Source organism: Kocuria salsicia (assembly GCF_039532055.1).
GTDB classification, from domain to species: domain Bacteria; phylum Actinomycetota; class Actinomycetes; order Actinomycetales; family Micrococcaceae; genus Kocuria; species Kocuria salsicia.
This window is the reverse complement of sequence record NZ_BAAARF010000005.1, coordinates 94,371-106,999: the sequence shown is the minus strand read 5'-3', so window position 1 is coordinate 106,999 and position 12,629 is coordinate 94,371. Positions and strand designations below refer to the sequence as shown.

Sequence of the window (12,629 nt, the reverse complement as noted above, 5' to 3'; positions counted from 1 at the left end):
GCCCGTATTCCCCCCGGTCATGACCGCGCGTCGCTCGTTCTCCCGTGGTGCGATGACTTCATGCTGACACGTCACTCCCGGGATTTCCACCGCTGCGGAAGCACCTGCAGACCCATCACAATTCTGTGGACAAGCCACTTACAAAGCATATTCACGCATGTCAGAAGCCGTTTATAGGCGGTCGAACCCCGCCACCGCGGCGGCCCGACCCGGCGCACGTACCGCAAAATGGGGACAGACCGAACGACCGGTGGGCCCGCTGCAGGACGCCGGAGGCCACACATGAAGAAGCCCCGCGCCGGTCGGAACCGGGACGGGGCTGGAGGGTGCGCCCTGTGGGGCTCGAACCCACGACCCATGGATTAAAAGTCCACTGCTCTACCAACTGAGCTAAAGGCGCGTGCCCGATCTCGCGGTGCGGCGATCGGGCACCGCCACTCTACCGCAGGCACGCCGCGGATTCGCTCCGCCCGTCCGCGCGGCGTCGTCGCTCCTCGTGCCTCCGGCTGCGACGGGCCTTAAAGTGGGGGTGCGCGGCAGTGGGAAGTGCCAGGCAGTGCGGATCCCGGCGGCGGGGAACCCGCGGTGGGACCCGCACGGTGTGGGATCCTTGGGGCAACATCCGAACCCGCCGTGCAGGCCCCGCCACCGGGGTCCTGCCAGCCCCGGCCCGCCGCGCCACCGCCGTACCCGGGCCGACCCCCAATCCCCAGGAGTGATCCGTGAGCACCGTTCCCATGACCAAGCTGGGCCCCTCGCCCGTCACGGAGTACCTGCGCCGCGTCGTGGCGGACCTGCGCGAGGTGGAGGGCGGCGCCGTCAACACCTCGATCCCGGAGCTTGCGAACGCGGACCCCTCGACCGTGGGCATCGCCGTGGCCACCGTGGACGGCGCGCTGTACCAGGCCGGTGACACCAAGCAGGAGTTCAGCATCCAGTCCATCTCCAAGGCCTTCACGTATGCGCAGGCGCTGACGGACCGCGGTGTGGAGGGTGTCTTCGAGAAGATCGACGTGGAGCCCAGCGGGGACGCCTTCAACGAGATATCCCTGCAGCCGGACACCGGACGTCCCTCCAACCCCATGATCAACGCCGGGGCCATCGCGTCCACCTCGCTGGTGCGCAACACGTCCCACGGCTCGCGCATGGAGCGCATCCTGCGGCTGTACTCGCGCTGCGCCGGCCGGCAGCTGCGGATCAACAAGACCGTGCAGGCACAGGAGCGCCGGGCCGGGGACCGCAACCGCGCCCTGGGCTGGCTGCTGACCTCCCGCGGGATCATCGAGGGCGATCCCACACGCGCCCTGGAAGACTACTTCAGCCAGTGCGCGGTGATGCTCAACTGCGTGGACCTGGCCCGGATGGGTGCCACGCTCGCCGCGGGCGGCAGGAACCCGGTGACCGGGGAGCGTGTGCTGGAGCCCCCGGTGGTCTCGGACGTCCTGTCCGTGATGAGCACGTGCGGCATGTACGACGACGCCGGGCGCTGGGCGCTGCGCGTGGGTTTGCCCGCGAAGTCGGGTGTGAGCGGCGGCGTCGTCGCTGTGCTGCCCGGCCAGCTCGCGGTGGCGGTGTTCTCCCCGCCGCTGGACCGGCACGGAAACTCGGTGCGCGGCGTGGCGGCGTGCGAGCGGCTCACCAAGGACCTGGACCTGCACTTCGCGCGCACCGAGCGCAACGGACACTCCACCGTGCGCGCCGAGTACACCCTCGCGGAGGCGCCGTCCCTCGTGCGTCGCAACGAGGCCGCCACGGAGGTCCTCGAGGAGCACGGTGAGGACGCACGGATCATCGAGCTGCAGGGGGACCTGCGCTTCGCGGGTGCGGAGACCGCCGTCCGCACGGTGCGGGAGGCCGCACGGCAGTCCCGCTACGTGCTCGTGGACATCCGCCAGGTGGACGACATGGCTCGGTTCGTGATCCCCATGCTCGGTCGCGCGGCGGAGCAGGTGGAGAACACGGGCCACCACGTGGTGCTGATCGCGGAGAAGGGCAACGAGCACGCCGGGCATCTGGAGCACCCCATGCCGGTGTTCACCACGCGCGCCGAGGCCCTCACCTGGGCTGAGGACCGGATCCTCGAGGAGTTCGGCGGAGGCGAGTGCACTCCGGACAAGGTGGCCTCCACCCGCTCCGAGCTGCTGAGCACCATGGACGAGGAGGACGTCCGCCGCATCCGCGCGCACACCGAGCCCGTGTCGTGGGACGCCGGCGCCACCGTGCTACGCGCCGGCCAGAAGTTCAACGGCGTGTTCATGGTGACCTCGGGGCGTGTGGAGGTCTCCCGCCGCTCCCCGCAGGGCGACCGGGTGGAGCTGGAGATCATCGGCCCGGGAATGAGCTTCGGCGAGATCGCCATGGGCACCGGGCTGCGCCACCTGGTGAGCTTCACGGCCCTGTCGGACGTCACCGCCCAGCGGCTGTCCCCGGAGGCCATCGCGCAGATCGAGGAGGAGGACCCGCGCCTGGCGCTGCGCTGGTGGCGAGCCGTAGGCCAGCAGGCGATGCTGCGCATCGAGGAGCGCTGGCGCCAGCGCGCCGGGGAGACCCACACGGCCGGCTGAGCTCGTGACCGCGGTCATGAACCGGCCGGGGACCCCGGGCGTACACTCGGGCGCATGCCCGAACGCCGTACTCACCACTCACCCGTGAAGTTCTCACCGCAGATGTTCGAGGCCCAGGAGGGCGGGACCGATCCCGCTCGGGTCTCCGAGGCCGCGCACCTCGCCGCCCAGGCCCTCGTCTCCCGCGGCAGGGACTCCCAGGACCCTGCGGTCCGGGAACGCCTGGTGCGCCTCACGGACGAGCAGGGCCTCGAGGGGATCGCCGAGATGTGGTCCGAGGCCCCCGCGGTGTCCCTGCCGGGCACGCTCTGGCGCCTCTACGCGCTGCGTGCCTCCGCACGCAAGGACCCGGACCGCATGAGCCGCTGGTTCGCCGCCGGGCGGTACACCGCGCAGGTGCCGAACGTCGTGGCCGGGGTCGCGGACCCGCCGGGTGCGCAGGAGATCTGCGACGTCGCGGACACCATCCTCTCTGGCGCGTTCGAGGGCGAGTTCGACGTCGCCCTGGAGCGTTTCGCGGCGTTCGCCCGGGTGGTCGCCGCGGGCCAGGAGCACACACTGGACGTGCCCGGTCTCAGCGTGCGCGATCCGTGGGAGCGGATCCCCCGGCTGCTGCGCACGGCCGAGGACCTGGAGGCCGCCGCGCAGGCCTGGCGGGCCGGCTCGCTCGAGTAGGCACCGCGGCGTCGTCGCCCACCGCGCCCGCGCCGTCGGCCTCGCCGGGGACGCCGTCGTCGACGCCGTGCTGTCGTCGCCCACCACGCCCACGTTGCCGGGCCGCAACGCCGGGCCGCGCCTGGTGCCGCCCACGGGGTGCCGCGGTGCGGCGGATCGGGCCTCGCCCCACCGGGGTTGAGGCGGCCCCGGGGGCTCGCGCTACGATGGGTGCAGGTGTCGGGCCGTGGCAGCCCCGGGCTCCATCATTTAGCCGCTTCGAGCGGCCTTCCGCCGAGAGGCGCTCCCGGTCCGGCACCGCCTACTTCTCCCCCTCTCTTCGCGCGGGTTTGCGCGCCTCCACCCGTGCCCCGTCACGGTACTCCCCACCTGTAACCTTCGTTCGGTACAGTTGCGCCGACACGAAGCCGAGCACGAGGCTGACGGAGCCCAGGACGCGGGAGGACGGACGGATGGCCTTTCGGATCTTCCCGGAGGACGAGCGCGTCACGGACCTGCTGGTCCAGATGGCCCAGTGCGTCCTGACGGCGGTGGAGCAGCTCTCGGAGCACCTCGGGCAGATCGACAAGGTCTGGGAGCTGCCCATCACGGACCTCCTGGACACCGAGGACCGCTGCACCAACCTCTACTTCTCCCTGATGACCACCACGCGCTCCTCCTACGTGGTGCCCATCCCCCGCCAGGACGTCTACGTGCTGGGCCACTGGCTGCTGCGCGCCGTGCAGTGCCTCGTGGCGTGCGCCGAGCTCCACCGCCAGTACAAGGTGGAACGGCCCAGCTCCCACGCCACCGAGCAGCTCGCCGTAATCCAGCACATGGCCCACATGACGCTCAAGGCCATGGGCCGCCTGACCAGCCTGGAGGAGCTCGACGACTACTGGTTCGAGATGATCCGGCTGACCCGCCAGGCCGAGCGCACCCAGCGCAGCTACCGGGCCAGCCTGCTGGACGAGTTCAAGGCCGGTCAGGCCATCCGCCGAATGGACACCGCCCAGCAGCTCTTCGACGCCGCGCAGGCCCTCGGCCAGGTCTCCTCCGAGGTGGGCCGGATCCTCGTGGCGGAGTCCTGAGCCCGTGACCGAGCTGCTGGCCCTGCTGGGGATCCTCCTCACGCTCGTCTTCACGGTGGTCAACGGCTTCCACGACGCCTCCAACGCCGTGGCGCTGCCCGTGCGCTTCAACGCCCTCACCCCGCGCGTGGCGCTGTGGCTGGGAGCGGTGTTCAACCTCGTGGGCGCGCTGCTCGTGGGGCTGGTGCTGAACCGGATGATCACCTTCGAGATCCCCGTGCCGTTGGACGTGGTGGGGGTCGTGGCGCTGCTGTGCTCGCTCGTGACCGCGATCGGCTGGGACCTCGCCACCTGGTGGTGGCGGATGCCGTCCTCCTCCACCGCGGCGATCGGCGGCGCGGTGGTGGGTGCCCTGCTGGGGGCGCGCGCCGTGGGGCTGCTCCACGGCCCCCTGCCGGTGGGCCCCTACCTCTCGTGGAACGTGCTGGTGCCCCTGGTCGTCTCCCCGGTGGTCGCGTTCGCTGCCGCCTACCTGCTGGTGCCGCCCCTGGTGCACCTGGTCCGCCACGAGACGCCGGGGCGCGTGAACTTCCGCTCGGGCGTGGTGCAGGCCACGGGTGCCGCGGCCATCCACTTCGGCCACGGGATCCAGCACGCCCGCCGCACCCTGTGGATCCTCATGGTCCTGATGCTCGTGCTCGGCTCCGGCTTCTCCCGCGGCAGCATCCCCGTGTGGCTGGTCCTGCTGGTGGGCCTCTGCCTGGGCTTCGGGACGCTGCTGGGCGGGTGGCGGATCGCCTACACGCTCTCCTCGCGCGTGGTCACCCTGGACCCCCTGCGCGGTGCGATCGCCCAGACGGTCTCCGGCGCCCTGCTCTTCGTGGGCGGCTTCCTCTCCCCCATCCCGCTGTCCACCTCGCAGACGAGCACGGGCGCGATCCTCGGCGCCGGCTCCACCCAGAAGTTCCGCACCGTCTACCACAAGACCGTGGTGCGCCTGCTCCTCACGTGGATCGTCACCGCCCCGCTGTGCGGGCTGGTCTCGGGGATGCTCTTCCTCGCGCTGTCTCCCCTTCTCCCCGCCCTGCTCTGAGCCGACGACGACGCTGCACGGCCACGTCCGGACGCCACTGCCCTGTCCCCGTGCCCGAAGCCTGAGCCCGAGCCACGGGTGACCCGGCCCCGCACCCATAGCGGCACGGCCCCATCCCGGGGGCCATGCGACGTCGTCGTGCCCTGCCGCGCCAGCCAGAGGATCAGCCGAAGCGCCCCGAGACGTAGTCCTCGGTCTCCTGCTTCTGCGGCGTGTTGAAGATCTCGGACGTGGGCGCGTACTCGATCAGGCGCCCGGGCTTGCCGGTGCCCTCGATGTTGAAGAACGCGGTCTTGTCCGAGACACGCGAGGCCTGCTGCATGTTGTGGGTCACGATCACCACGGTGTAGTCGGTCTTGATGTCGTTGATGAGGTCCTCGATGGCCAGCGTGGAGATGGGGTCCAGCGCGGAGCACGGCTCGTCCATGAGGATCACCTCGGGCTTCACCGCGATCGCGCGGGCGATGCACAGGCGCTGCTGCTGCCCGCCGGAGAGCCCCGATCCCGGCTTGCCCAGCCGGTCCTTGACCTCGTTCCACAGGTTGGCGCCGCGCAGGGAGCTCTCCACGAGGTCGTCGGCGTCGCTGCTCGAGATCCGCTTGTTGTTCAGCTTCACGCCCGCCAGGACGTTGTCCCGGATGGACATGGTGGGGAACGGGTTGGGGCGCTGGAAGACCATCCCCACCATGGAGCGCACGGTGACCGGGTCCACGCCCTTGCCGTAGAGGTCGTCCCCGTCCAGGAGCACCTTGCCCTCCGCGCGCGCCCCGGGGATGACCTCGTGCATGCGGTTGAGGGTGCGCAGGAACGTGGACTTGCCGCAGCCGGAGGGGCCGATGAACGCGGTCACGGAGCGCGGCTCGATGTTCATGCTGACGTCCTGCACGGCCAGGAAGTCGCCGTAGTAGACGTTGAGGTGTTCGACGTCGATGCGTTTCGACATGGGTGTCAGTCCTTCGCTCAGGTGGTTAGGGCCGCGCTCAGCGCCCGGCGGTCTTGGGGGCGAACGCCCGGGCGATCAGGCGCGCCACGAGGTTCAGCAGCATCACGATGATGATGAGGATCAGGGCCGCGGCCCACGCCCGCTGCAGCGAGGGGTCGGGGTTCGTGGGCGACGTCGGGTTCATGATCTGGTAGTAGATGAACGTGGGCAGCGTGGTCATCCAGCCGGAGAACGAGTTCCAGTTGATGGCCGTGGCGAAGCCCGCCGTCACCAGCAGGGGCGCGGTCTCACCGATCACGCGCGCGATCGCCAGCGTCACGCCGGACGCGATGCCCGAGATCGCGGTGGGGATGACCACCTTGAGGATGGTGCGCCACTTGCGCACGCCCAGCGCGTAGGAGGCCTCGCGCAGCTCGTTGGGCACGATCCGCAGCATCTCCTCCGTGTTCTTGACCACCGTGGGGATCATCAGCACGGTCAGTGCCACGGCGGCCACGAAGCCCGTGCGGGTGGAGGGCCCGAAGATCATCCCGAACAGGGCCGCGGCGAAGAGACCGGCCACGATGGACGGGATGCCGGTCATCACGTCCACGAAGAACGTGATCGCCTTGCCGAGCCAGCCGCCCTGGGAGTACTCGACCAGGTAGATGGCGGTGAGCAGGCCCACCGGCACCGACATGACCGTGGCCCAGAAGGTGATGGACACCGTGCCCACGATCGCGTGGTACGCACCGCCCACCACCTCGCCGGAGGATCCCGCGGTGTTGTCCTGCAGGCCGGTGACCCCGTTCATGGAGGTCCACAGCATGTTGCCGGTCAGCCCGGGGACGCCGTTGACGAGCACCGTCCAGATCACGGAGACCAGCGGGATGACCGCCAGGACGAAGGCCGTGTAGACCAGGAAGGTCATCAGCGAGTCCTTCCCGGCGCGGGAGCCCTCGATGAGCCCCACGGCGAGCGGTCCCACCACCAGGAAGATCACCGCGGCGAACAGCGCCCACAGGGCGATGCCGAAGCCCACCAGCGCGGCGAGCGCGGCACCCGCCACCACGGCGACGACGCCCACCACGGGCACGAGCCAGCGGGGCCGCTGCCCGCGCGTGAGCTTGGAGCGGCGCACCGGCGAGACGCCGGGGCCGGGCTGGGAGGTCTGCGTGGACGTGGACATCAGTTGGCCCCCGAGAATTCCTTGTAGCGGGCGATGATGGCGCGGGCAATCATGTTGACCACCAGGGTGATGAGGAACAGCACCAGCCCGGCGGCGATCAGCTCGGACAGCCGCAGGCCGTAGGCCTCCGGGAAGTTCAGGGCGATCTCCGCCGCGATGGTCTGGTTGCCGGACTTGACGAGGGACGCGATCATCGGTCCGGACGAGAGCACCAGGGCCACCGCCATGGTCTCGCCGAGGGCGCGGCCGAGCGCGAGCATGATCGAGGAGACGATCCCCGGGCGCGCGAAGGGCAGCACGGACATGCGGATCATCTCCCAGCGCGTGGCGCCCAGGGCGAGCGCGGCCTCCTCGTGCAGCTTGGGGGTCTGGGAGAAGATCTCGCGGGACATGGACGTGATGATGGGCAGGATCATGATGGCGAGCACGATGCCCGCGGTGAGCATGGTCTTGCCGGTCTGGGACGCGGGGCCCGTGAAGAAGGGGATGAACCCGGCGTGCTCGCTGAGCCAGGTGTACAGCGGCACGAGCGCGGGGGCGAGCACGGTGGCGCCCCACGCGCCGTAGATCACGGAGGGGATCGCCGCGAGCAGGTCGATCACATAGCCGACCGGGGTGGAGATCCGCGCCGGTGCGTAGTGCGAGATGTAGAGGGCCACGAGGATGCCCACGGGCGTGGCGATCAGCAGGGCGATCACCGAGGCGATCAGCGTTCCGACCACGAGCGGGCCGATGTAGCTGAAGAACCCGGCGCCCCCGGTGATCTCGGCCGCGGGGGCGGTGAACGTGGGCAGCGCCTGCAGCAGCAGGAACAGCGCCACGGCCGCCAGGACCGCGAAGATCAGGGTCCCCGCGGCCAGGCTGAGCCCGGAGAAGACGGCGTCACCGGCACGCCCGCCCGCGGACGAGCTGGTCCCGGGTCTGCGTGCACTGAGGGTGGTGGACATGGAACAGTCCCTTCGATCAAGGTCTGGTGCGTGCTGGGCGAAGGCCACCGCCCAGCCTAGGGGCTCGTGGGCCCCGGGGGCGTGGCTGCGGCGTCGGCTCCCCGTGAGGTGCCGACGCCGCGTCCGTGCGCTGCGGGCGGGTCAGCCCTTCGCGGAGATGGACTCCACGGCGGCCTTGGCCTCGTCCCGCAGGGACTGGGACAGCGGGGCGGAGCCGGCGGAGTCCGCGGCGGCCTTCTGGCCGTCCTCGGAGACCACGTACTTCTCGAAGGACTTCACGAGGTCCGCCGTCTCCTGGGAGTCGTAGGTGGAGCACACCACGTGGTAGGAGATCAGCACCAGCGGGTAGGCCCCGGCCTCCGTGGTGGCGCGGTCGATGTCGATGGCCATGTCGTGCTCGCCGCGGCCCTCGACCTGCTTGGAGACCTCCACGGCCTTGGCGGCGGCGTCCGCGGAGTGGGCCACGTACTTCTCACCCACCTTGATGGCCGCGGTGCCGAGGTCCCCCACGGCGGAGGAGTCCGCGTACGTCACGGCGCCCTCGGTGCTGGAGGTCGTGGAAACCACGCCGGAGGTGCCCTTGTTGTTCTCGGCCGCGTACTTGGTGGGCCACGCCTGGGCAGGCTCCTCCGTCCAGTCCTGGGGCGCGGCCTTGGAGAGGTAGTCCGTGAAGTTCTCGGTGGTGCCGGAGTCGTCGCTGCGGTGCACCACGGTCACGGCTGTGTCCGGCAGATCGGCGTCCGGGTTCTGCTTCTTGATCTCGTCCGCGTTCCACTTCTTGATCTCGCCCTTGAAGATCTTGGCGATCGTGGGCGCGTCCAGGTTCAGCGACTTCACGCCCGGCAGGTTGAAGGCCACCGAGATCGGGGAGACGTAGACGGGCAGGTCCAGGGCCCCGGCGTCACCGCACTGCTTCTTCGCCTGGGAGACCTCGTCCTCGGAGAGGTACGCGTCCGAACCGGCGAAGTTCGCCCCGCCCGCCAGAAACGCCTTGCGCCCGGCTCCGGAGCCGTCCGGCGAGTACTGCACCGTGGCACCGCTGTTCGCGGACTGGAAGCCGTTCTGCCACGCGGTCATGGCGGCCTGCTGCGAGGAGGCGCCGATGCCGGTCAGGGTCCCGGAGACCCCGCTCTGCTCCCCCGAGCCGCCCCCGGCACTTCCGGTGGGGTTGTCGGAGCCGCAAGCGGTCAGGGCGAGGGCACCAATGGCCAGGACTGCGGCGGAGCGGCCGACGTGCGAAAGCTTCACAGTTTTTCCCTTCGAAAGCATGTACCGGTGGAGCGGGTGAACGGGGCCGAACGGGTCTCGGCGTGCACCACCGCAGCGCTCTCAGTGCGCCCAGCGCTCACCGTAGGCATCGAACGTGGACAGCGTCGGCCACGAAGGTGAACGGGCGATTAACAACTGGCACAGGGGCTGTCGGAGGGAGAGCCTAGGATGGCCTCATGGCCTCCTCGGAAGCAGCTACCCACCGCTCCCGACTCCGCCGTGTCCCCGAGATCGCGGGCCGTCGCGGCCGCACCGGGTGGGTGCGGATGACCGCAGGCTACTTTCAGGCGGTCCAGATGACGGTGGCCGCCGTGGGGGCGTACGTGATCGCCGAGCGGCTGCTGGGCCACCACGGCCCCATCTTCGCCGCCACCGCCGCCCTCGTCTCCCTCGGCTACGCCAAGGGAGGGCTGCGCTACCGCCGCGTGCTCGAGGTCTCCATCGGCTGCACGCTCGGGATCGTCGTGGGCGACCTCCTGATCCACCTGCTGGGTCCCGGGGAGTGGCAGGCCGCCGTCGTCCTGCTCGTGTCCCTGCTGCTCGCCCGGTTCCTGGACAACGGCGCCATCTTCACCACCCAGATGGGTCTGCAGTCCGTGCTCGTGGTGCTGCTGCCACCCTCCCAGGACGGCGTGTTCGCCCGCTCGCTCGACGCGGTCGTGGGCTGCTTGTGCGCGCTCGTGCTCGCGTACATCGTGCCGCAGGACCCGCGCCGCGAACCCCGCCAGGACCTCAGCAAGCTCATTGACGAGTTCACGCGCATTCTCACCGACTGCTCGCACGCCGTCGCGGACACCGACTCCCGGCTCGCGTGGCACGCTCTGGTCCGGGGACGCCAGACCCAGCCGCTGGTGGACTCGGTGCGCACGGGGCTCATGGGCTCGCGCGAGATCACGTACGCGTCCCCCCTCTACCGGCGCCACCGCCACGAGATCGACGAGCTGAGTGAGAGCATCCGCTACCTCGACCTCGCGGTGCGCAACTCCCGGGTCTTCGCACGCCGCCTCGCGTCCGTGCTCAACAGGGTCACGCTCGCCGACGACGCCGTGACTTCCCTCTCCGGGGCCCTCGCCGACCTCTCGGACGCCGTCCTGAGCCTGGGCCACGCCCTGGCCGAGAGCCACGAGCAGACGAGGGAGAGCTACCTGCGCCAGACGCGCAACGAGCTGTTCTCCGTGGCCCAGCGTCTGGAACCTGGTGCCATGGGCATCCGCACTATGGAGGGCGAGGCGCTCGTGCTGCTGCTGCGTCCCATGGTGGTGGACCTGCTCGAGGCCGCAGGGGTCTCCCACGAGACCGCCGCCAAGAGCCTCCCGGCGCTCGGCGGGCAGTGAGGCGGCGGGGCCGGCCCGGTCGCCTATGCGCGTCGGAGCCGCCCCCTATGGTGAGTCCATGAGCACGAAGACCCGTAAGCCCTCCGTGACCTACCGCTGCACGGAGTGTGGGTGGACCACCGCCAAGTGGGTGGGGCGCTGCGGTGAGTGCCAGGCCTGGGGAACCGTCCAGGAGATGGGCGGCAGCCAGGAGCACGGTCGCACCCGAGCGGCGTCCTCCGTGGCCACTCCGGCACGGCCCATCTCCCAGGTGGACTCCTCCGTCGCGCGGTTCACCCCCACCCAGGTTCCCGAGCTGGACAGGGTGCTCGGGGGCGGGCTCGTCCCGGGCGCCGTGATCCTGCTCGCCGGTGAACCCGGCGTGGGCAAGTCCACCCTGCTGCTGGACGCCGCCGCGAAGGTTGCCGCGGGCGCCGCGGGTGAGGCGATGCGCACCGCGGGGCCGAACGCCAGTACCGGCGAGGGCGCGGAACGCGCGTCCGGTTCGCGGGCAACGTCGTCCGGGGCCTCCCCTCGCACCGTGCTCTACGTGACCGGGGAGGAGTCCGCCGCGCAGGTGAAGCTGAGAGCCGAGCGGATCAACGCACTCTCAGACACGCTGTACCTGGCGGCGGAGTCGGACCTCTCGGCGGCACTGGCGCAAGTCGAGGCGCTGTCCCCGGACCTGCTGGTCGTGGACTCCGTGCAGACGTTGGCGAGCTCGGAGATCGAGGGCTCCGCCGGCGGTGTGAGCCAGGTGCGGGAGGTGGCCGCGAGCCTCATCCACGCCGCGAAGACCAGGAACATGACCACCCTGCTCGTGGGCCACGTGACCAAGGAGGGCTCGATCGCCGGGCCCCGGCTGCTCGAGCACCTCGTGGACGTGGTGTGCCAGTTCGAGGGTGACAAGCACTCGCGCATCCGGCTGCTGCGGGCCGTCAAGAACCGCTTCGGGCCCACGGACGAGGTGGGGTGCTTCGACCTCGAGGAGAACGGCATCCGCTCCGTCTCGGACCCCTCGGGACTGTTCGTCTCCCGCACCCCCGTGCCGGTGGCGGGCACGTGCCTGAGCGTCACGGTGGAGGGCCGCCGACCCCTGCTCGCCGAGGTCCAGGCGCTGCTGGACAAGTCGAGCACCGCGCAGCCGCGGCGGGCCACCGCCGGGCTGGACGGCTCCCGCGTAGCCATGCTGCTGGCCGTGCTGCAGCGCAGGGCCGGCGTGGCCCTCGCCTCCATGGACTGCTACGTCTCCACGGTGGGCGGGGTGCGGCTCACGGAGCCCGCCACGGACCTGGCCGTGTGCATGGCCCTGGCCTCCGCCGCGCAGGACCGCCCGCTGCCGCAGCGGCTCGTGTGCTTCGGGGAGATCGGGCTGGCCGGGGAGGTGCGGCCGGTGCCGGAGATCAACCGTCGGATCCAGGAGGTCGCCCGCCTGGGATTCACCCACGCGGTCGTCCCCGCCTCGCCCAGCGGCCCGGGGAAGATCCCGCCGGGGTTCTCGGTGCGGGAGGTCACCACGGTGAACCAGGCCATGGAGCTGCTCTTCCCGCCGCGGGCCGGCTGAGCCCGTGGGCCGCGGCGGGCGAGGACGGGCCGCGGGCTGGCCGCAGAGCCTGCACCACGCTGTGCGCGGCCCGTACAGAGACC

General features: G+C 70.7%; 10 protein-coding genes and 1 tRNA gene. 6 read left to right on the top strand and 5 right to left on the bottom strand.

Annotated elements, in window-relative coordinates:
- Positions 1–327: 327 nt before the first annotated feature.
- Positions 328–400, bottom strand: a tRNA-Lys gene (locus ABD264_RS05915).
- Between the two features lie 322 nt (positions 401–722).
- Between ABD264_RS05915 and glsA the strand changes: the two genes are divergently transcribed.
- From glsA to ABD264_RS05895, 4 genes are all read left to right on the top strand, one after another.
- Positions 723–2,564 (top strand): glutaminase A, encoded by a 1,842-nt coding sequence (glsA, locus tag ABD264_RS05910; protein ID WP_055082894.1) that lies wholly within the window; start codon positions 723–725, stop codon positions 2,562–2,564.
- A gap of 54 nt (positions 2,565–2,618) precedes the next feature.
- On the top strand, positions 2,619–3,239 hold the full coding sequence (locus ABD264_RS05905) for a hypothetical protein (protein ID WP_055082896.1): 621 nt from the start codon (positions 2,619–2,621) through the stop codon (positions 3,237–3,239).
- Positions 3,240–3,691: 452 nt separating this feature from the next.
- Positions 3,692–4,309, top strand: coding sequence for a hypothetical protein (locus tag ABD264_RS05900; protein WP_094393507.1), 618 nt, complete (start codon positions 3,692–3,694; stop codon positions 4,307–4,309).
- A 4-nt stretch (positions 4,310–4,313) separates the two neighbouring features.
- Complete coding sequence (locus tag ABD264_RS05895; RefSeq protein WP_303106682.1) at positions 4,314–5,342, top strand: inorganic phosphate transporter; 1,029 nt, start codon at positions 4,314–4,316, stop codon at positions 5,340–5,342.
- 163 nt (positions 5,343–5,505) lie between these two features.
- On the opposite strand, the gene pstB is transcribed toward ABD264_RS05895, so the two are convergent.
- The 4 genes from pstB to pstS all read right to left on the bottom strand — a co-directional run bounded on the left by pstB (position 5,506) and on the right by pstS (position 9,648).
- Complete coding sequence (gene pstB, locus ABD264_RS05890; protein WP_344204930.1) at positions 5,506–6,285, bottom strand: phosphate ABC transporter ATP-binding protein PstB; 780 nt, start codon at positions 6,283–6,285, stop codon at positions 5,506–5,508.
- Positions 6,286–6,322: 37 nt separating this feature from the next.
- Complete coding sequence (gene pstA / locus ABD264_RS05885; RefSeq protein ID WP_126874642.1) at positions 6,323–7,453, bottom strand: phosphate ABC transporter permease PstA; 1,131 nt, start codon at positions 7,451–7,453, stop codon at positions 6,323–6,325.
- Entirely contained in the window at positions 7,453–8,400 is a 948-nt protein-coding gene (pstC, locus tag ABD264_RS05880; protein WP_344204927.1) for a phosphate ABC transporter permease subunit PstC, read from the bottom strand. Before pstC ends, pstA begins: the two co-directional genes overlap by 1 nt.
- A 141-nt stretch (positions 8,401–8,541) precedes the next feature.
- Positions 8,542–9,648, bottom strand: coding sequence for a phosphate ABC transporter substrate-binding protein PstS (gene pstS, locus ABD264_RS05875; RefSeq protein WP_303106678.1), 1,107 nt, complete (start codon positions 9,646–9,648; stop codon positions 8,542–8,544).
- Between the two features lie 197 nt (positions 9,649–9,845).
- Here pstS and ABD264_RS05870 point away from each other — a divergent pair, with 197 nt between their 5' ends.
- Together ABD264_RS05870 and radA are read left to right on the top strand one after the other, a co-directional pair.
- Positions 9,846–11,003 carry an FUSC family protein gene (locus tag ABD264_RS05870; protein WP_144943099.1) on the top strand — a complete coding sequence of 386 codons (1,158 nt, stop codon included), beginning with the start codon at positions 9,846–9,848 and terminating at the stop codon, positions 11,001–11,003.
- A 58-nt stretch (positions 11,004–11,061) separates the two neighbouring features.
- On the top strand, positions 11,062–12,546 hold the full coding sequence (gene radA / locus ABD264_RS05865; RefSeq protein WP_055082910.1) for a DNA repair protein RadA: 1,485 nt from the start codon (positions 11,062–11,064) through the stop codon (positions 12,544–12,546).
- Positions 12,547–12,629: the final 83 nt, after the last annotated feature.

Bases quoted from the DNA above. Each gene is read 5' to 3' on its own strand.
- pstB (WP_344204930.1), bottom strand. From the start codon at position 6,285: ATGTCGAAACGCATCGACGTCGAACACCTCAACGTCTACTACGGCGAC.
- ABD264_RS05905 (WP_055082896.1), top strand. From the start codon at position 2,619: ATGCCCGAACGCCGTACTCACCACTCACCCGTGAAGTTCTCACCGCAG.
- pstC (WP_344204927.1), bottom strand. From the start codon at position 8,400: ATGTCCACCACCCTCAGTGCACGCAGACCCGGGACCAGCTCGTCCGCG.
- ABD264_RS05870 (WP_144943099.1), top strand. From the start codon at position 9,846: ATGGCCTCCTCGGAAGCAGCTACCCACCGCTCCCGACTCCGCCGTGTC.
- pstA (WP_126874642.1), bottom strand. From the start codon at position 7,453: ATGTCCACGTCCACGCAGACCTCCCAGCCCGGCCCCGGCGTCTCGCCG.
- ABD264_RS05900 (WP_094393507.1), top strand. From the start codon at position 3,692: ATGGCCTTTCGGATCTTCCCGGAGGACGAGCGCGTCACGGACCTGCTG.
- radA (WP_055082910.1), top strand. From the start codon at position 11,062: ATGAGCACGAAGACCCGTAAGCCCTCCGTGACCTACCGCTGCACGGAG.